Below are 22,566 nucleotides of genomic sequence, written 5' to 3' on the forward strand. Positions count from 1 at the left end.
AACAGTCCTTGTGTCTGTCCTAGGGCTCGTTGAATCGCGCCGGTGTTGTTCCGGGCCCGGCGCCTTGCCCAACAGCGCGCCCTTTAAGGACGCCGGGTGCTGCCAGCCGCGATGGATGAGGCGCCAGCTCCTGGGCGGTCTCAAACAGGCGCTTCAGGCTGAGAAACCGTTTCTCGAACAACTCGTAGCTCAGATAGGCCAGGGCCACCGAGACCGACGCGCCCAGTGTCGCCTGCAGCGCCACCGCCAGCCCGTGAGAGCCGAGCCAGTGCGCCAGCTCCAGTTCGGTGCTGTGGGTGGTCAGGTAGTACGAGATGAAGTGATGGTAAACATACAGGCCGTAGCTGTAGGTGCCCAGGAAGACCATGCAGCGGCTGCAGAAGAAGCGCGAGATGGTTGACTGCTTCGCCGCGATCAGGGCCCATACCAGCAGACAGCCCAGCAGCATCTGGAACAGCGCTGCCCGAACCGACCCTACCAGCTCCCACCCCTGGCGCGACACCAGAACGGTCCAGACGAAGGTGACCACCACCAGCCCGCCGACCACGGTCGCGACCCGAGGCAGGGCCCGCACCAGCCAATCCAGCCCCCCGGGCTGACGCGCCATCACCGCCAGGAAGGCACCCAGCGCCAAGCCGTCAAGCTTGAAAGGGGTCAGGACGACGGTTGCCCACCAGCTCAACCCCATGAGAATTCCGATCATGCGGGCCAGCATGGCTCCCAGCGAGATCGCCAGGCTCACCGCAATGAGCGCCCGCGGCCGGCGCGCCAGCAGGAAAACCACCAGCGGCCAGAAGAGGTAAAAGTGCTCCTCGACGGAGAGCGACCAGAAGTGGTTGAGGTAGGAGAAGGACCACTCCTTGTGCCCGGCGAGGTAGATGTTGACGCCGTAGAGCCATGCCCAAGCCTGACGGTCCAGCAGGTAGTCGAGCGTCGGCCCCCGCAGCAGCGGGATCAGCGGGGCCACGATGAAGACGAGCGCCAGCACACCGTAATAGAGCGGAAAGATGCGCAGGAGGCGCCGCATATAGAAGTTGCGGAAGTAGTGCGGCTTGTTGCGGGCCTCGTAGAGGATGCCAGTGATGAGGAAACCGGACAGCACGAAGAACAGGTCGACGCCGAGAAGCCCGTACTTGGTCACGCCGACGATGGTGCGTTCGATCCAGTTGGTGGGCAGCATTTGTCCGACGAAGTGGAACACCAGGACCATCAGGACGGCCAAGCCCCGCACCCCGTCAAGCACCGGCAGGTGTCCACGCCGGTTAGCACTCGCCAAGGCCACGGCGCCCGACACGGCCGCTACACGTGGATTCGACGGCGCTGTCACGTGCGCCTGCGCGGAAATCGCGCCAGCCCATCGGCGGCCCACGCGCGCGCAAGGCCCGGGCGCCGTCCCGCGATGACGGGACCCCGAAGCGGCGGCTTGAACGCACCGGGATGGGAAGGCTGCCAGTATCGACCAGTTTCAGCAGCGACAATCACAAACATCAGCCACAACACATCCATGCCGTGCAGCCACGTGCTCTCAAGAAAATTCGTGAGGATAACAAAGAGAGCAAGTGAGAGCAGAAGCCACGCCCGGGCGGGCTGGCGGTCCGCCGAGCGCCCAATGGCGTGGAGGGTTGTGAAGATGAAGGCTATGAGGATTGCGACACCAAGATACCCCGTGTCCAACATCGTATCCAAATAGCCGTTGTGGGCAGATGGCATGGTCTTGATCCAACCTGGAGCGTCAGTGATGCTGGGCGCATCGAGTCCCGCGAGCCAAAAGGATTGGTATCCCCATCCGAAGAGCGGCTTGCGTGCGATCTCTGAATTCACGAAATCCCATATAATTGTACGACCCGACAAGGTATAATTATTAAATAATATATATGAGATCCGATTAATAATATTGCCAATTATGCTGGAGAACAGCGCGTAGCACAATGGTACGGGCAATAGAATGATGGCCGTGGAAATGCGCGTTACCCTTGTGATAATCAACACGAGTCCAGCCAGCAATGGAGCAAGAAGTGCAAGGCCAAGCGATCCTTTGGACTGGCTCACGATCATGAGGTAAATGGCGATCCCGGCAACGATGATACCCAACGCTCGGCGCCAGCGGGGATAGAGCATTTCGTGAAGTGACAGCAAAAAAGCGATCGCTGCACATTCTCCCAAAAGCCCCTTAAATGTAAAATACCCCGGATAACCTATGATCAGTGTCTCAAGGCCACCCCCTCGGTTCCATTCCTGCAACGTAATGGGGGCCTGCGCGAGTACGAAAGGGACATTCAGGATCACAGCGAATGCGAAGCATAGAAACAAACCGCGGATCATATCAGCTGTTCGAGCCGCCAGCAGGGTAGGCAGAACAATGGATGTAACGATCATCGCTTGCTGAACAAATCTGACGAATGAGACATCCGGTTTGAAAGCCCACAGAACGCTTGTTCCAGCCAACGCAAGATATGCGAAAAGCCACTTGATGTGGGGAGGCACAGCAAGTCTGGACCAATTTCGCGCGACCAAGACAAGGGTAATTGCAGCCAATATGGGCCAGAAGATCTTATTCTCCAGGCGAGGCGTCATGACGCTCTGCAGTTTCTCCGCAAGCGACACGCCAGTGGGAGGGCCGGTAGTGGTGTAAATCAACAATGGAGATGCTATCTCGGCGTAAACACACGCCAAGATTGGGATCATTGCGAATTTGTCAAAGATCGAAACGGAGGATTCAGGGCGGCCCGATTTGAAGGAATGCGTTGACGCTTGGGACATTCTAGCACTCTGTCGGAGGCCGAGTTGGATGCCTTCCTAATACGTTGGGCAAATTAAATCTTACGCTGCTGTCCGCTATTAATCAAACGTGTCGGGGTGTATTTCCGTCGGATACCGAATAATGATTAATCGGGATGGCCGGGCGTAGGACATCCGCCAACGATCCATGGCCGTTCCCTGCAGGAATTAACTTCTCGAAGGACCTGGTTGATGTGTGGCATTGCTGGGATCATCGGACGACTGGACGAGCCCAACCGCGCCGCCCTTCAGCGCATGAACCACGCCATGATCCACCGCGGCCCGGACGCCGGCGGCACGTGGATCTCCACGCCGGACGCCCGCGGCTGGGGCGCGCTGTTGGGGCACCGTCGGCTGTCCATCCTCGACCTTTCGCCCGCTGGTGCCCAGCCCATGGTCGACCCGGTGACCGGGCACGTAATCGTTTTCAACGGCGAGATCTACAATTTCCGCGAGTTGCGGCGGCGCCTGGTGGAGGAGGGGCAAGAGTTCCAGTCGAGCGGCGATACGGCCATCATGCTGCGCGCGCTCAGCCTGCACGGGCCGGCAGCGGTGAGCTGGCTGCGCGGCATGTTCGCCTTCGCCTGCTGGGACCCAAAGCAGCGCCGACTTCTGCTGGCCAGGGATCCGCTCGGCATCAAACCGCTTTACCTGGCACGGTCGCCAAATCCGGACTCGGGCTGGTCGGTGGCGTTCGCCTCGGAGCTTCGTGCCCTGCTGGCCTCCGGGCTGCTGGGCGCGCCTCACCTTGACCCGCAGGCGGTCGCCAGTGGCGTGTGGAACGGTTTCGTGGTTGGCCCTGGTACTGCAGTCAAGGGCGTCGACCTGCTCTGGCCGGGCCGCTTTCTCGAGTTCGACGGAGCCGGCAAGGAGGTGCGCCAGGAAGAATTCTGGTGCATTCCCGACCACGCCCCTGATCCGACCATGGGCGAGGACGACTTGGCCGTCATCCTGGAGGAGGGGGTCAGGCTTCACCTCGCAAGTGACGTGCCCCTGGCGGTCTTCCTCTCGGGCGGAGTGGACTCGTCGGTAACAGCCAACCTGGCCCAGCGCGCCGCCCAGAGCCCTATCCACACCTTCACTCTGGCCTTCGAGGAGCAGGAGTTTAACGAGGCCCCCATCGCGAGACGGATCGCCGCCGCCATCGGTACCCAGCACCATGAGGTGGTGCTGACCGAGGGGCACTTCGTCGAACAGCTGGAGGCCGCGCTCGACAGCCTGGACCAGCCGACCTTCGATGGGCTTAACGCCTACTGCATGTCGCACGCCATCCGCAGCGCCGGATTCACCGTGGCGCTGTCTGGCATGGGCGGCGATGAACTCTTCGGAGGCTACGCTTCTTACCGCGATCTGCCGGTGCTGCATAATTGGTCCCGGTGCGCCGCCTGGGTGCCGCGCGGCCTGCAGGTGGCTGCGGCCACGCTGGCGACCTGGCCGCTGCGCAGCTCTGGCGGGGCGGTGCCACCTCAGACCCGCTGGGCCAAGCTCCCCGAGATGGTCCGTCACGGCGACGATCTGCTGGCGCTCTACCAGATGGCCTACGCGCTCTTCCTTCCCGGATTCCAGCGTGAACTCCTGGCGCCGGACTTCGCCGAGGCGCTGGCCGACGGCCTGCCCCCGGCCATGCGCCAGCGGGTCATCGCCGAGACCCGAGCCCGCACGCCGCTCTCGGCCATCAGCGTCATGGAGCAGCGGCTCTTCCTGGGCGAGCGGCTGCTGCGCGACAACGACGTGGCCAGCATGGCCTCCTCGCTGGAGCAGCGGGTGCCACTGGTGGATCAAGTCCTCTACGAGAGCGTGGACCGGCTGCCGGATCGGGCGCGCTACCGGCCGCTGGGGCGGAAGACCATGCTGCGGCGCATCGGCCTGCGCGGCCTCGACCCGGCGCTGTTCGACCGGCCGAAGAGCGGGTTCGTGCTGCCGTTCGATCGCTGGATCCGGCGCGGCCTCAAGGCCGCCATGGATCAGACCCTGCGGGACCCGCAGGCCATCGCTCCAGTCGGCCTCGACCCCGCAGCGGTGGAGCGGCTCTGGCGAGCCTTCCTCGACGGGGCGCCCGGCATGTATTGGTCGCGGGTCTGGTCGGTATACGTGTTCGTCCGATGGTGCCACCGCAACCGCGTGTTCCGGTGAGACGGCCGTTCAGAGCGGGCAGGGCAGTCGGCGTGGCCGCTGCGGTCGCCGCCTTGGCCACCTTGCTGGTGGGCGCGGCTTGACGCATATGGTAGAGGCAGCACCATCAGTTCCTCCCAGAGCGCCTTGATGGCCGGACGTCAATACTGCCTGATTACTCCCTGCCGCGACGAGGCGAGCTACGGGCGTCGCACGCTCGAGTCAGTGCTGCGTCAGTCCATTCCTCCGGCGCTGTGGATCATCGTTGACGATGGGTCGAAGGACGCGACGCCGCGGATCCTGGCCGAGTACGCCGCACGCGTTCCGTTCATCCGTGTCCTCACCCGCGCCGACCGTGGCGACCGCAAGCTGGGCGGCGGCGTGATCGACGCCTTCTACACCGGGTACGACACCATTGATCCGGCCGATTTCACCTACGTGTGCAAGCTCGATTTGGACCTGGACCTCCCGCCCCGGTACTTCGAGACCTTGATCGAGCGGATGGAGGCCGAGCCGCGTATCGGAACCTGCTCTGGTAAACCCTATTTTCCGGCGCCGGGGAACGATGGGCCGGTCCAGTTCCCCCTCACCGACACGTCCCGCTTCATCTCGGAGAAGATCGGCGACGAGAATTCGGTGGGGATGACCAAGTTCTTCCGCACAGCCTGCTTTCGCCAAATCGGTGGGTTCACCCGCGAGCTGATGTGGGACGGCATCGACGGCCACCGGTGCCGGCAGCTCGGATGGATTGCAGTCTCCTGGGACGAGCCGGACCTGCGCTTCATCCACCTGCGCCCGATGGGCACCAGCCACAAGAACTGGTGGACCGGCCGCCAACGCCACGGCTTCGGGCAATACTTCATGGGGACCTCGCCCTGGTACATGCTCGCCAGCGCGGCGTACCGGATGACGCGGCCGCCGCGCGTCGTCGGCGGGCTGGCGATGCTCTACGGCTACTTCAAGAGCATGGTGCAGCGGAACCCCTGCTATGGCGACGCGGAGTTCCGGCGGTTCCTGCGCCGCTACCAGTGGGCATGCCTTTTCCGGGGCAAGGCCAGCGCCACCGCCCGCCTCAACGAACGCCAGCGGCAGTCCTGGGATCCACCGCGGTCCCCGATTGCAATCTGACCCGGGAGGCCAGCGACAAAGACCCGCCGCGCCCTTGAGCCGCAAGACGATTTCGGCCATCTTGCGCTCCGGTCGCACTTGTCCCTCGGGGAGCACACCAAAGCATGGGAATCCGAGTCGGCATCGTTGGTGCCGGAAAGATGGGGCTGTCACACTTCGCCATCACCAACGCGCTGCCGGACACGGCAGTGGTCGCGGTCTGCGACACCTCGCGCTACGTCGTTTCGCTCCTGAAGAAGTACGCTGGCGTTCAAACCTTCACCCGCTACCAGGAGATGATCGACGAGGCCCGCCCCGACGCGGTGATCGTCGCCACCCCGAGTTCCACCCATTTCGCATGCGCGCAGTACGCCCTGGAGCGGGACGTCCATCTCTTCGTCGAGAAGCCACTCACGCTCTCGCCGGCAGAGAGCCGTGCTCTGTCCGAGCTGGCCATCCAGCGGCGACGCATCAACCAGGTCGGCTTCCACAACCGCTTCATCGGGACCTTCCAGGAGGCGCAGCGTCTGGTACGCGCCGGCGCGCTGGGGAAGGTGTCGAACATTCACGGGAGCGCCTTCGGGCAGGTGGTGATCAAAGAGCAGAACCTGACGTGGCGGGCCAGCAAGTCAGAGGGCGGGGGCTGCCTCCACGACTACGCCAGCCACGTCATCGACCTGCTGAACTTCCTGGTAGGCCCTCCAGCCCGGGTTCAGGGCGCGAGTCTGCAGACCATCTTCTCCCAGAACGTGGATGACGCCGTCTCGGCGGTCTTCGCCTACCCGGGCGACGCGAGCGGGATCCTCGAGACCAACTGGAGCGACGACACCTACCGGAAGATGACTACTACCGTCACCATCCACGGCACGGGCGGCAAGCTGATCGTCGACCGCCAGGAGCTCAAGGTCTACCTGCGCGAGCCACGCGGCTTCGAGGACTACGTGGAGGGCTGGAACACACGCTACATCACCGGGCTCCAGAAGCCGGTCGGCTTCTACTTGCGGGGCGAGGAATATTCGGCGCAACTCGAGGCCTTTACCGAGGCGATCCGGACCGGCAACATGGCCCATGAGAATTCCTTCGCATCCGCCTACGAGACCGATCGCGTCGTCGACCTGATCCTGCAAGCGAACAAGGCCAAGGGCTGAGGCTCGACCATGGCGACCATCGACCGCATCCTGTTCGGGGACAACCAGTTCTTCGGCGTGAACCACATGTCCGAGGAGAAGGCCCGCCAGCAACTGGTGAAGTTCAAGGACACCTCCGCGATCATCGAGGTGCTGGACGACGCCTACGACATGGGCATCCGTACCTTCATGTGCACCACCCACGACCGGATCGGTGAGATCTGCGACCACATGCGCGCCCACCGCGACCGCTATAAGGACTTCGTCTACTTCCCCTGCATGCCCTACGCACACAAGTACGCCAACTCGGTGAGCCAGGTCGGGGTGATGGAAACTATCCAGCGGTTCGCGGCCGGCGGGGTGATGAACACCCTCATCCGGGGCGCGGTGGGGACCCTTACCCGCGACATCTACGCACTGATGAGACTGCTCGTCGACGCGGAGATGAAGCGGTTCGAGGGCCTGAACACGCCGGTGATCTTCGTGCAGAACGTGGTCACCGACATGCTCCTGGGGCTCAAGCTCTACCCGGTGTTCACCGAGTTCGATCGCTACGTCAAGGAGCGGTACGGCGCGGAGGCGGGATACATCACCATGAACCTGCCCCTGCTCCTCGATGCTCTGGCGCAGGCCGGTGTGGAGAATCCCATCGTCTGCGCGAACATCAACAAGATCGGCTTTCGCATGAGTGGCGGCGTCGATGCGTACCGGGACCTGCTCAGGACGCGGAAGTGCCGGGCCATCGCCATGTCGGTTCTCGCCTCGGGAGCCATCCCTCCCGAGGAGGCGATCGAGTGGGCGTGTGGCCTCGAAGGGCTGCAGTCGATCGTCTTCGGCGCCTCCTCGCGCGGCAACATCCGGCAGACCCAGGAGCTGATCCACGGCTTCTGGGGACGCTGACCGGCGATTCACAGGCGAGACCCCGGGAAGATTCCATCGATGGCGAAGAAAGTGCGGCTCCTCAACGTCGACGTCGACGACATCACCCTCGACGAGCTGGTCGACTCCTTCCAGGAGGGGTTACTCCTCACTCTCCACGTCGACATGATCATGAAGCTGCAGAAGGACCGCGAGTTCTACGAGCTCCTCCCGAACTTCTCGCCGGTCACCTGCGACAGCCAGATCCTGGTCGCGGCGGCGAAGGCCCTGGGGACGCCGCTGCGGGGCCGGGTATCAGGGTCAGACTTCTTCCCGCGCTACTACCTGAAGCACAAGGACGACCCGCGGGTCACCTTCTTCCTCTGCGGCGGAGGCCCGGGGATCGCCGAGATCGCCGCGCGGAACATCAACGCGAGGGTGGGAAGGAAGATGGTGGTCGGCGCTGACTCGCCGCCATTCGACTACGACCGGAGGCCGGGGGAGGTCGACCGGATGGTGGAACGGATTAACCAGTCCGGGGCGAGCGTGCTGGTGGTGGGGCTCGGTGCGGGGCGGCAAGAGAAGTTCATCGTCCGCCAACGCGAGCGGCTCCCGCTGGTGAAGACCTTCCTGCCGCTCGGCGGGACGATCGACTATGAGGCTCGTACCCTTGAGCGGCCGGCAAGTTGGGTCACCGACTATGGGCTGGAATGGCTCTACCGGCTGCTGAGCGAGCCGCGGCTGCGGTGGCGGCGCTATCTTCTCCATCAGCCGCCGGTCCTGTACTACCTGACCCTCCAGCGGCTCGGGCTCTACCGGAATCCGTTCGCGGCGCGCGAGTGAGTTCCGCGACGGGCGATGCCTCCTGGGTTACTTCCAGGCCGAAGCGCCCGTCGCCAACAGGCGCGCGTTTGTCGATCCTTCAGTCTGTATATCCGTAGCGACCGTATGCCTTGTTGCGATAATAGCCGGCACGATTTCCATCATAGAGCCTAAGCGCGTTCATATCCACTTTGTTGAGGATCGCGCCGACAACTCTTTCGTGGACGTGCGGTGCTCTGCTCAACGCATGTTGAACGATCGCAGCGGACGTCGCGCCCCATTCCACGACCAAGAGGTACGAGTCCACAAGATGAGTTGTCGCACGAACGTCCGCCAATGGCGCAAGCGGTGGCAAATCGACAATCACATAGTCGTAGCTGTGTCGAAGTCTCTCGAACAACCGTTTCATGGCGCTGGAACTCAGAAGCTCACTGGAATCCGCAATCCGCACCTTGGAATAGACGGGCAGGAATGCCATGCGCTGGTACGCCTCCTTGCTGAGAGCCTCGTCCAGAGCGACCTTGCCGGAAAGCACCTCAAGAATCCCCGCATTTGCGTTCGGCGTTATGGCCCGAGACAACGACGGATTGCGGAAGTCGCAGTCGACCAGGATGGCGCGCCCACCGACTTGCGCGATGCTCAACGCCAAAGCAGCTGCGATCGTGGATTTACCCTCGTCGGGAATCGCGGAGGTTATCCCGACAACCTTGTTGGCGGCGACGATTCCGTTCAAGTCCGCGACGAGCTTGATCGTACGAATGGCTTCGGCGAAGCCGGAGAACGGCTGCTCGACAACACTCGACGCAATGCCCAGCTTGTTCGAGATCAGATCAGGGCTCGGGCCTGTGATGCTCGGCGCGCGCTGACTCGCGGTTTTTTTCCCTTGTTTTCCTTGCAACGGGACCAAAGCGATACATGCCAGGCCGAGCGTCGCTTCGATTTGACTGCTCGTCCGGAATCCGCGATCGAAAAAGTCGAGCAGCGCGCCCAGTCCAATTCCAAGGACCAGTCCCATGAAGGGTGTCATCGCGACAATCAACAAGTTCTTGCGATAGGTACTTCTGATCGGGGGCACGGCCTTCGTGATCAGCCTGGCTTCCGTGTAAGGGAACGATTGCTGCTCGGTCGCTTCCCTATACCGTTTGACGAAATCGTCGTACAGAGTCTTATATGTCTCGGCAGAGGTTTCGAGATCGCCCAAGCTCACCTGAGCTTCATTCGATGTTTGAGATTCGGCGACCGCCTCCTGGAGCTGCTTTTCAATGAGCTTTTCAGCCTCACTGGCGACCTCGTAATCGCTCTTGTATGTCTCCCGAAGCCGCAGCAACTCGTCGCGAAGGGAAGCACGGATCCCGCGCATGTTGGTACGCACACCTACCACCGCGAGGTGATCGCGGCCGTACTTTTCCGACCACTCAGCTTCACGGGCGGCAAGGTCCAGATATTGGGTTCGCAACTTCATTATGAGTTGGTTGCCTACCTCACTGGCTGTTGCGTTGATGAGGCCCGTGTCGGCCGGATCATTGAGGGCTGCGCTAATACGATCCAGGCGGGCCCGCATCTCCGAGGTTTTGGCGCGCGCGACTGTAAGCTGATTATTCAGATCAGTCAGCCGCTGTTCCGTTACCAGACGGCCATTTCCGGCATCGACCATCTTGTACTCTGCCTTGTAGTCGATGACTGCCCTCTGTGCAGCGGAGACTTGATCACGCAATTCCTTGATCCGACCCTCAAGCCATTTAGTGCCTTTCCGCGTGACTTCATATTTCGCATCCAACTGCTCCGTGATGTAGGCTTGGGCGATGGCGTTGGCGATTTGGGCAGAACGCTCCGCGTTCGCTGATTCGAAACTGATTCCGATCAGAGATACACCCTGCCGCTCGACTGCATAATGCTTCTCGAAAATTCGCAGGGCATTTCGTAGGCGCCAAGTCTCCGATTCCGGCCTTCGGTTTTCAATCAAGTTCGAAATGATCGGAATTGCCGCGGCCCGGCCGAATTCGGCATCATCCGCCAGATGAAGCTCGGTGATAACCTTCAGAGCAAGGTTTTCGGATTTTAGCGCCTCCAGATGGCTTTCTACTTCATCGATTGTTTGATCCCCAAGGCTCAATGGCTGCTGGAAAAGCTGGAATTTCCGGGTATCGATCTTGAGAACTGCCACTCCGGTGTAGGGAGCCGGCACGACCATAAAATAAGTGAATCCGATCCCGCACATCAACAACATGGAAAACAGGATGACCCAGATTCGGCGCCGGGCGAAGTCAAGGATGAACCCCAGGTTGATCCCGCCGGAAACGAGTTGCGGTCCCGGAGCGTCGTGCGCGGGATAGGCGACAACTTGATTATTGCTCTGATAGCTTTCATCAACGTTCAACAAACGCCCCTATCGCAGTCTTCCGCCGTTCCGCATATTCACGGACCAAAAGCAGAAGGAGCCCACTGGTTCACTCTCTCCAAAATAACCTTTCACAGGAAATTTTTAATACCATAATCAACGAAGTTTTTGTGCTCAATCGATAAATAAATCCGCTGCCAAAAACTCGTTCAGCAGTGTTAATCCCAACGGCGGCAGGCGCCGTTTCGGGTGGCGCTGCAGTTTTTGTGCTTTTTCGAGACGGCAGGCCTGGTTTTGCCGCTTTTGGTTAACGCTCAGGGGGCAATCCTTTTGCCTGTCTTCAGTCGGTCACCCGCCGCAGAAGCCAGTATCCGGAACTCGTGATTAAATTGAAGGGTGCCGAGCCAGCCGAGCGACGGCAAAAGCGAGCATCAATTGTCGAAATCAATCGGGCGACATGGCCCGCGCTGGCCCGCGAATGGCATCTCAGATAAACCCGATCTCATCGCTTTCCAGGGCAAGACAGGTCAGTCGTCCTGTCGCGCAGGCACCCGTATCGATGTTGATACGGTTGGGCCGAACATCCGGGAGTGTGCCCATGCACGACAACTTTGCCCAAGTGGTCCTCGCATAAGAGGAAATCCTCTCGAATCCGGAGGAAGTCGTCTTCATTGTCCGATCGGCGCACGACAGCGAAACGCAAAGCCGCAATCGATACGACAGTTCCATCCTTCAACCGGAGTTCCACCGACTCAGGTGCTCGCCCCGTTCACAGCTGATCTGTGCGGCACACGCGATCTGGATCGCCCGCTGGCGGCTGATCCTCAGTCACAGACGACGAATCAGCGCGTAGCAATCGGCGTGGGCGTGGTGATCGTCGTTATGGTGCCGGTTCCGCGTATTGCTGCCTTCAGGCCATAGAAATTGGTGGCGTAAATGATCGGGTCGTTCACAGTCGCCATAATGGTACGCAGGTAAGTCAAGACCTTCGTCACCTGGACTGACGCCGTATTCGATACATAAATGACATCCTTGTTGCGGATTTCAAACGCCCTAGCCAAAAAATAGGCCGCCGGATCTCTAAAATTTATGTTGTAGATGACCGGAATGATCGGTCCCTCAAACTTTGAGCAGTCGATTCCAAGGCGCTGAGCAACTTCGCGGGGCTCCCCTCGATAAAGAAATACAGCTGCTGGATCGGCAAGCGAATCGTTAAGGCCTCCGGCCTTGGCGACGGCCTCGGCAAGCGAAATTCGCCATGCATCAAACTTGAGTTGCGTTCCGGCGGCGCCAGCACCGGCAGCAGCGCTAGCGGCACCAGTGGTACCAGACGCCGTCGCGCCAAATGCCAAAAAGGTCTGTGGTTCGGTGTAGACGTAGATGGTATCGCCGGCGTGCACGTAGATGTTGTTCGATGGCTGATACACGAGAGTGCCAAAGGGGACGGTTGCTCGGCGTCCCTCCCGCTCGAGCGTGACAAATGAGTCGAAACCGGGGGCCTTGGGTCCGCCGGCGCGCGTGAGTGCATCAAGAATGCGCTCTCCGGCCATGCTGGCGGGAAATCGATCCGGCTTGTTCACCTCGCCCAGCACGCTGATGAGCGATGTTCTCTGCTCGACCAGGGTCACGACGACCTGCGGCTCAATGGCCCGGTTCTTGAGGGCATCAATGATGGCCTGTTGGACCTCGACTTGCGTTCGTCCCTTTGCTCGCACGATGCCTGCATAGGGCACCGAAATGTTGCCCTTGTCGTCCACAGCCTGATTGGGGAGGGTGACGAAGTTGCCTGGACGAACGCTGGCTTCTGCCGGAATGAAAAGGCCGCCCGCCGTGGCCTCAAAAATCGTTACGCTGACGATATCGCCGATACCAAAATGGAAGGCCAGGGGAGGGCGGCGGTCGGTGAAGGAATTCGAAAATCTCGGCTCGTGTTGGCCGAGGCTTTCGACGACTTCGGGGGTGAGCTTGACCAGGGCGTACGGGAGACTTTCGGCGGCACCGGGCACAACATCGGTGCTTGCCGACACAACGTCGGTGCCTGCCGGGCCGCTGGCGGGCATAAGCGCGCAGCTACCGAGAAGAAGGGCTGAGGCAGCTATAAAGCTTCTTCGGAAGTATTGCACCAGCCTACCACCAACTCACTCGCCCGATCGCATCTCCGACAATCTTCGGCTAGCATGGCTGGGCCACGCCCAACAAGGGAGGGGTGTCAAGGTAGCTGGAAACTGTTGCCTAATTGTTACTACCTGGTAATTGCCTGCAGCCCGCGTCCGGAACGAGCCAGCAAGGCCCTAACCTGCGGTCGTGTCTCCACTGGACGTCGCGCAGAAATGGACGCCGATCAACACGATCCCGATGCTCAAGCGTCAGTTTCTCGATCGAAACTGGAGATGATCCGATGCGCGGATTGATATTTAAACATTGAATGTTAATTTAATGCTGAATTTAAATGTTAATTTAATGCTGAATGGAGGCCGTCGCCATGGCAGCCCAACTGCTGGACGAGATCACCTGGGATGGCCAAGCCCTTGTGCCGCCACAGCCGTCTTACCAGGCGTAGGCGCCGCCGGAGACCGGGCATCCCTAAGTTAAAGGCTCGATGTCAAAATGACATTGGGTGCAGCACGACGTCGAGCAAGAGTTTCTGGAGCTCGACGATTTCTGTCCGGACGCCGGCGCGAGTTTCCCACCACCGGTCGGGGTCAAAACTCGAGTAGCGCGCGGGTTGGACCGTGACGCGTGTCGGATGGCCTTTCATGACTCGGTCGAGCACTCGCCGCAATCGTCGCGAGTGATCCTTGGTGGCCACCAACACAATGGATCGGAGTTGATGCTCGTCGCACCATGGCGGAAGCGCCTGACCTTCACTTTCCGTTCCATCGACTCTGGAGATTTGCACGACATCAGTCACACCAAGCGACCTCAGTTGGCGAATTTGCCTTGCCCCCGCATCCTCGTAAGGGAGTCCCCGGCGGATGAACTCATGGTCTTCTCCACTCGGAGGGTCCATAAAGACCGCAACTCGCTTTGAGATGCCGCTTTGCACGAGGTCCGCCGCTTCGAGCGCCCCGGCGCCACCGGAATCGAGCGATAGGACGATGATGTCGGCGGACGCGACCGGTTCGTTTACGACAAGCGCCCATCCTGCGGCTCTCAGAGCTGGCTCCCGAAGGGGACGAACAGCAGCGATCGCAAACGCGGCCAGTGCGACCACCACCAGGATCGGAGCCCGCCGCGGCCGCCGGGAGATCATACTCGGACTCATCGGGTTGCTACACGAAAGGGTCACCTGCTGGCGAGCATCGGCCATGCCCGGCTGAGATGTCTAGCCCGAATATCTCACAGCAGATAAGCGCATCGAGGCGCCGAATCATCGAAAGCTGGTTTGCGAGTAACGCCTTCCAGTTAGTTCGAGGAGCGCCCCGTTGCAGACGCAGCACAACGCAGAACGGTGTGATTTTGGACTGGTCGGGCGCCGCGAAGTTGTCGGTAGCTTTGATCGGGAGCGATCACGTCGGACGCCGGAGCCCTGCTGCCGGGGACGACGGATCGCGTGATCGGACTGGTTGATCGGTTCGCCGAGTGTTTCGACGATTATCGTGGCTTTTCGAGCCATCGTGCTCATGAAACCGCCGTGCAGGCGAACAGGTCGCCGATGGCTTTGGGACACGCCGTCTGAGGGCGGCTCGGGTTTCACCTCTTTTTTGGCTTTAGCCTGTCTATCGTGACCGGAACGGCGATCTTTTTCTTCAGTTCGGTGCAGGTCTCGCGGACCTCCGCCATCACCAGCGAACAGTTCTCAATCTCAAGGAAAACCCGCTTGGCCTCCTCGCGGTAGCGCTCCGCGGTTTCCTTCAACTCCTCGGTCACGGCGAGCGCATCATGGGTCATCGTCTCGCATTGCTTGACGCGCTCGATTAGCTCAGCGCCCATCGCCTCGATCTCTTTCGCTGCTGCTTCGTATTCGCGGACAACAGCTTCCGCCGACAGCTTGCCGATCTCTGTGGCCCCGTCGCGATGCGTGACATAGTCCGGCATCGCCAGAGCCGGCGCGCCCACCCTTGGCGGCGCGACATTGACAGGACGCGGCGCGTGTACCGGCGGCCTGTTTCGAACCTCGGTCTCGATTTCGCGCTCCATATCAGTCAGGACTCGTCCTATCGTTGACTGCACCATCACAAGTACTCCCTTCGTTGAGAAAGCAGGGAAACTGCCCAATGCTAAATCGTCAGTCGCTTGGGACGATCGCGCAACAAAACTCGTTGGTTAAGCTTTTTGGTTAAGCTTTATGTCCGCGCTGCGGGTTAACTCTGGAACCGCCAGAATCACATTTCGCGTGTGGAAAACATGCAGTACCGTTCGCAGTACCGATGCCGCTGATGAGCTCTGCGAGAGAATGATTTCGGGCGTTCGCCCTCGTGGATCGCTGTCGCAGTTCACGGTAGCGCCACTTCACCCCCGAGGGAGCGATCTCAGAAGTGTCGAGTTAGCCAAGATCGATCGCTGTGCGCAGACAGGATCCACGATGAGTGCGTGCCTGATCTTGAAAAGGAGATTGCGTCTTACCGTCCGTGGACGAACGAGGAAAGTGATGAGGTGTAGTCGGTAGCAACGTTGACCAAGAGCAGACCGCCGCGCATGGCTAGAACACTTTGTCGAGGAGTGGTACTTGCGCGGGCATTCTGGTCCTGCCGTGCAGTACCGGGAAGGGTGAAACAAGTGAAAATAATCGAGTGGTTGAAAAGAAAGGAAAATGCTTTAGCTCTGCCGCTTCAGATTGTCCGCCGGACCAAAATCGATTGGACCGGCCAGGATGATTAAATACAGTGAAAACAATATGTTAAATCACCGCTTTGCCATCGCCCCGATGATGGATTGGACCGACCGGCATTGCCGGTTCTTCCACCGCCTCATGAGCCGGCGTGCGCGGCTGTATACGGAGATGCTGACATCCGGCGCCGTCATCCATGGCGATCGCGATCGGCTGCTCGGATTCGATGCCAGCGAGCATCCGGTGGCGCTGCAGCTCGGCGGCTCGGATGCGCGCGATCTCGCGACCGCGGCCAGGATCGGCGAGGATTTCGGCTACGACGAAATCAATCTCAATGTCGGCTGCCCGTCCGACCGGGTCAGGGACGGCCGCTTCGGCGCCTGCCTGATGGCGGAGCCCGAGCTGGTCGCCGACGGCGTCACGGCGATGAAGCGCGCGGTGAAAATTCCCGTCACGGTGAAATGCCGGATCGGCATCGACGACCAGGATCCGGAACTCGCGCTCGACGCGCTGGCGCGCGGCGTGATCGCGGCCGGCGCGGATGCGCTGATCGTGCACGCGCGAAAGGCCTGGCTCAACGGATTGTCGCCGAAGGAAAACCGCGACATCCCGCCGCTCGACTATGGCAGGGTCTATCGGCTGAAGGCCGCGCTGCCCGATGTGCCCGTCATCATCAATGGCGGGATCGCGAGCCTCGCCGAGGCAAGCGGGCATCTCGATCGCGTCGATGGGGTGATGCTGGGCCGGGCGGCCTATCAGGAGCCGTGGCGGCTATTGACCGTCGATCCCGAACTGTTCGGCGAGGCGTCGCCGCACGCAACGATGCAGGATGTTTTCGAGGCGATGATGCCCTACATCGAAGCCCGGCTCGCGCAGGGCACGCGGCTGCATGCGATCACGCGGCATTTCGTCGGCGCGTTCCACGGCGTGCCCGGCGCGCGCGCGTTCCGCCGTCATCTCGCCGAAAACGCGGTGCGGCCGGGCGCGGGTGCAAATGTTCTGCGCGATGCGATCGCGCTAGTCGAACGCGGTGCGGTCGCGTCGATTGCGGCCTGAGAAATCGGGGTAGCCGTGCAGCATCAGTTTGTCGGCGTGCACTCCCCAGCTTTCAAGCCGGTCGAGAAAACTCATGCCGAGCAGATTGGTCTTCATCTGCCCGCGCGGCACAACCAGCGCCGGAACTGATTTCTCGACGAGTTGGCCGACGGCGAGCCGATCGAGCGTCAGCCGTGCCGCCTTGGTGTGGCCGCCGGCGGTCTCGACATCGACGTCATATTTGAGCATTTCCAGCGGCAATCCGATCGCCTTCGCGCTTTCCCAGGTCAGCACCACCGAGGTTGCGCCGGTGTCGATTACCATCGGTGTGCTGACGCCGTTGATCCTGGCGCGAAGCGCGAACTCGCCGGCCTGACCGCGCGCGATCTGCACGGCGGGCGCCGGCGACTGGCTCCGCCGGCGCAGCATCTGCGAGACCGAGTCGCTGGCGCGCGCGATCTGTTCCGGATCGCCATAGGCAACCACGGCGCCGGCTGCCAGCATGATGACAACGAGCAGGATGCGGCTCATGGCGCGCCTCCGCCGCCAATCCGGATGGCACTCAACCGCTGGTTTGAGCTGCCGCCATCGGCGCCATTCCGGCCTCCGCCATGCGCGCGGGCAGCCGCGCCATCACGGCGAGCCGCTCCGCGCCTTCCATGCGGTGCCAGCGCGCGATCTCCGGAAGCGTTCGCCCGCAACCGAAGCAGAGTTTGGTCCCGGGATCGATCATACAGACTGCGATACACGGCGTTTCTTTGCTCATCCTGGAAGTGTGAAACGGTTTCGGTCGCTTGTGCAAGTACCCGCGCTACAATCCGGTGCCGGCACTCATGATCGGCTTGTTGCGCGTCCGCCGCTTGTCGTCGGCGGAAGCGGTGGTTGCGGTCTCCGGTTGCAGCGGCGGCGCCTCCTCGGCCAGCGGCGCCAGCGCCGACATCACCCGCTCTGGCGGGAAGGTGACGATGACCTCGGTGCCGATCCGCAGCTTCGATTTCAGCGTGAAGGTGCCGCCATGCATGTCGATCAGGCTCTTGGCGATCGGCAGGCCGAGGCCCGCGCCCTGTTCGGCCGACTTGATCGAATTGGAGCCCTGGCCGAACGACGCCAGCACGATCGGGATCTCGTCTTCCGCGATGCCGGAGCCGGTATCCTTGACGCTCAGATATTGTCCGCCGGAAGCGGTCCAGCCCACCTTCAGCCAGATCTCGCCGCCTTGCGGAGTGAATTTGATGGAATTGGACAACAGGTTGAGCACGATCTGGCGCGTCGCGCGCTCGTCGCCCCAGATCCGCGGCATGCCCTGCTCGAACATCTCGTGAATGGTGATGCCGCGGCTGGTCGCGCGCAGCTTGAGCAGATGATGGCAGTCGGCGACGACATGGACGAGCGACACCGCTTCCTCGTTCAGCTCGTATCGACCGGCTTCGATCCGCGACAGGTCGAGGATCTCATTGATCAGGTTGAGCAGGTGCACGCCCGAACTGTGAATGTCGGCCGAATATTCCTTGTACACCGGCATCGCGTGTTCGCCGAAGATCTCGCTCTTCATCACTTCGGAGAATCCGAGGATCGCGTTCAGCGGCGTGCGCAATTCGTGGCTCATCTGCGCCAGGAACCGCGACTTGGCGACGTTGGCGGATTCGGCGCGGTGCCGCGCCTCGTCGGAGATCGCCTTGGCCTGTTCGAGCTCGCCGATCAGCGCGTCCTTCTCGGCCCGCGCCTCCAGCGTCGCCAGCGTGGTCGAATGCAGGCGATGGGCGAGCAGGGCAAAATAACCCTCGGCGGCGAGCGCGAGCAAGGCCAGCACGTAATTGTCGAAGGTGCCGCTCAGCACGAAGTTGAGCGCGATCGCCGCGGTGACTGGCGCAGTCGCCGCGAGCGCGGCGATCGGCAGGCTGGCGGCCAGCATGCTCGACACCGCGATCACCAGCAGCATCAAAAACATCATCAGCGTGTTCGAGGCGACGTCGAGGCCCGCCGGATGGATCAGGATCACGGTCCAGCACAGGCCGTAGAGCAGGTCGAGCAGAACGAACCGCGTGCGCCATTTGCGGGTCGCGGCAAGGGAAGGGGATTGGGCGAGGAACCTGCCGCAATTGCGGATGATGGCGGCATGGATGCAGAGTATGCCGCAGGTCCAGGCCGCCGCCGATACCGGCTGCATCCAGACACCGAACAATGCGCCGGTCGCAACCACCAGCAGCATGACGACATAGGAGGCCGACATCCGGGTCTGGGCGTATTGCCGCAGCAGCTCGGTGTCGAAGGCCGGGCGGGTTCCGCTGGTCGACGTTAACCGATCGCGCGCCTCGCGGACCCGCTGCGCGGCGGCGCGCCGGGTGTTGACCGGCGCTGCGACCTGGGGTTCGGCCGGAAGCTGGGCAACTTCAGGATTTTCGGCGGCTTTACTCATTAAACAACACAAACCCCGCCCGCGAACGGCGCGGGCTTTTTGCATTGCCTATCTCTGGGGCCAAATCGTTAAGAGCTGCCTAAATAGCTAAAGAATTCCGTTAACAGGTGGTTAAAATCAGCCACCGGCATCGCGCGGTGGAGGTCAGCTTCCGCCGAGCGAGGAGGTCGGAAGTATCCCGGCCCCAGTCGCGCAGGGGGGCCATTTCGCGCGCCAGGAGCTGGTCGATGAAACGCCGCCGAGGAACGACTTTATTCGGGGTTGACCCATTTCGGACATCGGCACTCAGTCGAAGCTCTACGCGAACTGGACAAGTCAGACGCTGGGGGTTTCGTATGTCCTCTCCCGGTTCGGGCGCATGAAGGAGAGCCCGTTATTGACCGTTTCGATATCAAGACCCGAGATTGGCGCACAATCCAACCAGGGTTTGACAAGTGCCGAAGGCCCCACAGGTTCGGTTAAATTTGCAATCTCTATTGGATTACCGATAGGCCGCGAGCCGAGACCTGTTCAAGGTCGCTCGGAGCACGCGGGGGCGCGGGACGTGTCAGGTTTAGGTGTGTAAGATCGCCCGACCGATCCTATCGTTTCCACAATAAACACAACAGAGGAGGAGCAATGTGATGCGTTATACGACTCTTGCCGCGATTGCGGCCCTCATCGGTTCGACCGCTTCCGCACTCGCGCTGGACTCAAACGTGACCATGCTGTCATCCATGTCGCCGGACGCGCTTTGGAAAAAGGTCGGGAATTTTTGCGGGATCAGCTCATGGCATCCGGCGATTGAGAAATGTGTCCTCAGTGCGGATGGCAAACAGCGCACACTCTCGCTAAAAGGCGGCGGAACGATCGTCGAGGCGCTGGAGAACTGGGACGACGCCAATCGCAGCTACAGGTACACCATCCTGTCAGGTCCGCTGCCGGTCGCAAATTATCACTCGACAATCAGCGTGACCGGAGATGCAAAGGGCTCCGCGTTGAAATGGATGGGCAGCTATGACGCAAAAGGAGCGTCGGACGCCGATGCCAAGAAAACCATCGATGGCGTTTACGAGGCCGGCGCCAAGGCGCTGACCGGTAGCTGATTTTCCGCCGCGAGCCGCGGATGCACCCTGTCAGGAAGGGCCTCGGAGCGACCCGAGGCCCTTGCGGCGCATCGGCCATGCCACATAGGTTCCGGCAATCACAACAGGCGCTGAAAAGGTCCCCCGTCGCGCGGCGCGGTCCCGCTGATCGAGATGCCGGAGTCTTGCGGTCAGCGCTCCAGCCGGGCCAAAAGGCTGGACGTGTCCCAGCGCTTGCCGCCGATTTTTTCCACTTCGGCGTAGAACGCATCGACCAGCGCGGTGACCGGCAGGCTCGCGCCGTTGCGCCTGGCCTCGGCGAGGCAAATCGCCAGATCCTTGCGCATCCATTCGACCGCGAAGCCGAAATCGAACTTGCCATCGTTCATGGTCTTGTAGCGGTTTTCCATCTGCCAGGATTGGGCAGCGCCCTTGGAAATGGTCTCGATCACGGCGTGGACGTCGAGGCCCGACTTCTTGGCGAAATGAATGCCTTCCGACAGGCCTTCGACGAGGCCCGCGATGCAGATCTGGTTGACCATTTTGGTCAGTTGCCCGGAGCCGGCCGGGCCAAGCCGCTTGCACATCCGCGCGTAGGCGGCGATCACCGGCTCGGCGCCGGCATAGGCGTCTTCGTGGCCGCCGCACATCACGGTCAGCGCGCCGTTTTCCGCGCCGGCCTGTCCGCCGGACACCGGCGCATCGACGAATTTGAAGCCCAGTTTGGCGGCCTCGGCGTCGAGTTCGCGCGCGACTTCGGCCGACGCCGTGGTGTGATCGACGAAGGTCGCGCCCTTCTTCATGCCGGCAAAGGCGCCATCTCCGCCGAACGCCACCGCGCGCAAATCATGGTCGTTGCCGACGCAGCACATCACGAAATCCTGGCCTTCGGCGGCGGCTTTCGGCGTCGCCGCGGTCCGCCCGCCGAACTTGTCCGCCCACGCTTTCGCCTTCGCCGCGGTCCGGTTGTACACCGTCACCGCGTGGCCACCCTTTTTCACCAGATGTCCGGCCATCGGAAAACCCATCACGCCGAGACCGAGGAAAGCGACTTTAGCCATGTGTGTGCCCTTGGGGTTCTGCCGGCGACATTGCACGGGCCGGACGGTGTTTTGGAGGAGGGAGCCGCAGCATAAACACTGTGCCGTGAAGGGCAACGCCTTCGTTTGGCGGGCGGGCGGGGTTTTGTGCTAGGATTGCCCGGCAGCGAACCTCACAAAAAAGGGAGTGGCATCGCATGGGCATCAGCGTGGGCGTGCTCGATCATTTCAACATCCGGACCCGGAAACTCGACGACACGGTCCGGTTCTACGAGGACATTTTGGGCCTGGAGAAGGGCGCCCGGCCGAACTTTGCTTTCCCCGGAGCGTGGATGTACTCGGAGGGCAAGGCGGTGGTGCATCTGGTCGATATTTCCCGGACCGACGAGCCGCAAAAGCCGGATTCCGGTGTGGTCCATCACGTCGCCTTCATCAGCCAGGGGTTTGCAGGCATGAAGCAGCGGCTGGAATCCAAAGGGTTCGAATACGACTCCCGACAGGTTCCCGGCGGCGATCTCTGGCAGATCTTCGTCAATGACCCCAATGGCGTCATGATCGAATTGAATTACGAAGCGGCCAAGGAACAGGGTGCGTCGGCGCCCGTCGAGCGCATGGATGACGTCGGAGCGAGGTAGCCTTTTGGGCCGCAACGCTCTATGGGTCGCATCCGAGTGTAGTCAGGAGATGCGCCGTGAGCGTCACGCAGCAACAGGTTCTCGATGCGCTGGCCAGGGTGGCCTCGCCCGGCGGCGTCGCCCTGACCAATGCCAATGTGCTGTCGGCGATCACGGTCGCCGATGGCAAGGTGTTTTTTTCGATCAATGTCGATGCCGCGGAAGCCCGCGGGTGGGAAAGCGTCCGCGCAGAGGCCGAAGCCGCCGTGCGCGCCATTCCCGGCGTCACCGTCGCCATGATCGCACTGACCGCCGAACGTAAGCCGGGCTCCACGGCGCCGCCGCCGCATCGCCACGCGCAGGGTGTGCCGCCGGTCGCCTCGCATCGGCCGCCGCAGAGTCCGGCGTCGCCGATTTCGCAGCAGTCGGAAATCCCCGGCATTGCCGCCGTCATCGCGGTGGCTTCCGGCAAGGGCGGCGTCGG

General features: G+C 61.6%; 19 protein-coding genes. 9 read left to right on the top strand and 10 right to left on the bottom strand.

All coding sequences use genetic code 11. The features are described from left to right. Nucleotides 1-19: 19 nt before the first annotated feature. Entirely contained in the window at nt 20-1,369 is a 1,350-nt protein-coding gene (locus WCE35_RS12185; protein ID WP_424593593.1) for an acyltransferase family protein, read from the bottom strand. After that, on the bottom strand, nt 1,324-2,637 hold the full coding sequence (locus tag WCE35_RS12190) for an O-antigen ligase family protein (RefSeq protein ID WP_424593594.1): 1,314 nt from the start codon (nt 2,635-2,637) through the stop codon (nt 1,324-1,326). The genes WCE35_RS12185 and WCE35_RS12190 overlap by 46 nt, the downstream gene beginning before the upstream one ends. 333 nt (nt 2,638-2,970) lie before the next feature. Between WCE35_RS12190 and asnB the strand changes: the two genes are divergently transcribed. From asnB to WCE35_RS12215, 5 genes are all read left to right on the top strand, one after another. Next, nucleotides 2,971-4,911 carry an asparagine synthase (glutamine-hydrolyzing) gene (gene asnB, locus WCE35_RS12195; RefSeq protein ID WP_424593595.1) on the top strand — a complete coding sequence of 647 codons (1,941 nt, stop codon included), beginning with the start codon at nt 2,971-2,973 and terminating at the stop codon, nt 4,909-4,911. A 129-nt stretch (nt 4,912-5,040) separates the two neighbouring features. Next, nucleotides 5,041-6,018 (top strand): glycosyltransferase family 2 protein, encoded by a 978-nt coding sequence (locus tag WCE35_RS12200; RefSeq protein ID WP_424593596.1) that lies wholly within the window; start codon nt 5,041-5,043, stop codon nt 6,016-6,018. A gap of 104 nt (nt 6,019-6,122) precedes the next feature. Continuing rightward, nucleotides 6,123-7,145 carry a Gfo/Idh/MocA family protein gene (locus tag WCE35_RS12205; protein WP_424593597.1) on the top strand — a complete coding sequence of 341 codons (1,023 nt, stop codon included), beginning with the start codon at nt 6,123-6,125 and terminating at the stop codon, nt 7,143-7,145. Between the two features lie 9 nt (nt 7,146-7,154). Further along, complete coding sequence (locus WCE35_RS12210; protein WP_424593598.1) at nt 7,155-8,024, top strand: hypothetical protein; 870 nt, start codon at nt 7,155-7,157, stop codon at nt 8,022-8,024. Nucleotides 8,025-8,063: 39 nt separating this feature from the next. Continuing rightward, nucleotides 8,064-8,825: a WecB/TagA/CpsF family glycosyltransferase gene (locus WCE35_RS12215; RefSeq protein ID WP_424593599.1), complete on the top strand. Its 762-nt coding sequence runs from the start codon at nt 8,064-8,066 to the stop codon at nt 8,823-8,825. A 79-nt stretch (nt 8,826-8,904) separates the two neighbouring features. Here WCE35_RS12215 and WCE35_RS12220 read toward each other — a convergent pair whose 3' ends face one another. The 4 genes from WCE35_RS12220 to WCE35_RS12235 all read right to left on the bottom strand — a co-directional run bounded on the left by WCE35_RS12220 (nt 8,905) and on the right by WCE35_RS12235 (nt 15,318). Then, nucleotides 8,905-11,181: a polysaccharide biosynthesis tyrosine autokinase gene (locus tag WCE35_RS12220; protein WP_424593600.1), complete on the bottom strand. Its 2,277-nt coding sequence runs from the start codon at nt 11,179-11,181 to the stop codon at nt 8,905-8,907. An 803-nt stretch (nt 11,182-11,984) separates the two neighbouring features. Beyond that, a complete protein-coding gene (locus WCE35_RS12225; protein ID WP_424593601.1) occupies nt 11,985-13,202 on the bottom strand; it encodes a polysaccharide biosynthesis/export family protein in 1,218 nt (405 codons plus the stop codon). Between the two features lie 542 nt (nt 13,203-13,744). Next, complete coding sequence (locus WCE35_RS12230) at nt 13,745-14,395, bottom strand: hypothetical protein (protein WP_424593602.1); 651 nt, start codon at nt 14,393-14,395, stop codon at nt 13,745-13,747. A 440-nt stretch (nt 14,396-14,835) separates the two neighbouring features. Next, nucleotides 14,836-15,318, bottom strand: a complete 483-nt coding sequence (locus tag WCE35_RS12235) for a hypothetical protein (protein ID WP_424593603.1) — start codon at nt 15,316-15,318, stop codon at nt 14,836-14,838. A gap of 691 nt (nt 15,319-16,009) precedes the next feature. Between WCE35_RS12235 and dusA the strand changes: the two genes are divergently transcribed. Further along, nucleotides 16,010-16,969 carry a tRNA dihydrouridine(20/20a) synthase DusA gene (dusA, locus tag WCE35_RS12240; RefSeq protein ID WP_424593612.1) on the top strand — a complete coding sequence of 320 codons (960 nt, stop codon included), beginning with the start codon at nt 16,010-16,012 and terminating at the stop codon, nt 16,967-16,969. Here the strand turns inward: dusA and WCE35_RS12245 are convergent. From WCE35_RS12245 to WCE35_RS12255, 3 genes are read right to left on the bottom strand one after another with little or no spacing between them, the layout of a single operon-like run. Continuing rightward, nucleotides 16,931-17,479 (bottom strand): TIGR02281 family clan AA aspartic protease, encoded by a 549-nt coding sequence (locus WCE35_RS12245; RefSeq protein WP_424593604.1) that lies wholly within the window; start codon nt 17,477-17,479, stop codon nt 16,931-16,933. The two genes, dusA and WCE35_RS12245, sit on opposite strands and share 39 nt — an antisense overlap. Nucleotides 17,480-17,510: 31 nt before the next feature. Continuing rightward, nucleotides 17,511-17,714 (bottom strand): DUF1289 domain-containing protein, encoded by a 204-nt coding sequence (locus tag WCE35_RS12250; RefSeq protein ID WP_424593605.1) that lies wholly within the window; start codon nt 17,712-17,714, stop codon nt 17,511-17,513. Between the two features lie 45 nt (nt 17,715-17,759). Beyond that, nucleotides 17,760-19,364: a sensor histidine kinase gene (locus tag WCE35_RS12255; RefSeq protein ID WP_424593606.1), complete on the bottom strand. Its 1,605-nt coding sequence runs from the start codon at nt 19,362-19,364 to the stop codon at nt 17,760-17,762. Nucleotides 19,365-19,987: 623 nt separating this feature from the next. Between WCE35_RS12255 and WCE35_RS12260 the strand changes: the two genes are divergently transcribed. Then, on the top strand, nt 19,988-20,449 hold the full coding sequence (locus WCE35_RS12260; RefSeq protein WP_424593607.1) for an SRPBCC family protein: 462 nt from the start codon (nt 19,988-19,990) through the stop codon (nt 20,447-20,449). Nucleotides 20,450-20,619: 170 nt separating this feature from the next. Here WCE35_RS12260 and WCE35_RS12265 read toward each other — a convergent pair whose 3' ends face one another. Beyond that, the gene (locus WCE35_RS12265; RefSeq protein WP_424593608.1) at nt 20,620-21,489 is read right to left on the bottom strand and encodes an NAD(P)-dependent oxidoreductase; all 870 of its coding nucleotides are present in this window, start codon (nt 21,487-21,489) and stop codon (nt 20,620-20,622) included. Nucleotides 21,490-21,665: 176 nt separating this feature from the next. Here WCE35_RS12265 and WCE35_RS12270 point away from each other — a divergent pair, with 176 nt between their 5' ends. Both WCE35_RS12270 and WCE35_RS12275 read left to right on the top strand, forming a co-directional pair. Next, the gene (locus WCE35_RS12270) at nt 21,666-22,103 is read left to right on the top strand and encodes a VOC family protein (RefSeq protein WP_424593609.1); all 438 of its coding nucleotides are present in this window, start codon (nt 21,666-21,668) and stop codon (nt 22,101-22,103) included. 56 nt (nt 22,104-22,159) lie between these two features. After that, nucleotides 22,160-22,566, top strand: a 407-nt coding sequence (locus WCE35_RS12275) for an iron-sulfur cluster assembly protein (RefSeq protein WP_424593610.1), incomplete at its 3' end; no start/stop codon positions are given.

Origin of the sequence: Bradyrhizobium sp. (genome assembly GCF_049691595.1) — a bacterium.
Lineage (GTDB): Bacteria > Pseudomonadota > Alphaproteobacteria > Rhizobiales > Xanthobacteraceae > Bradyrhizobium.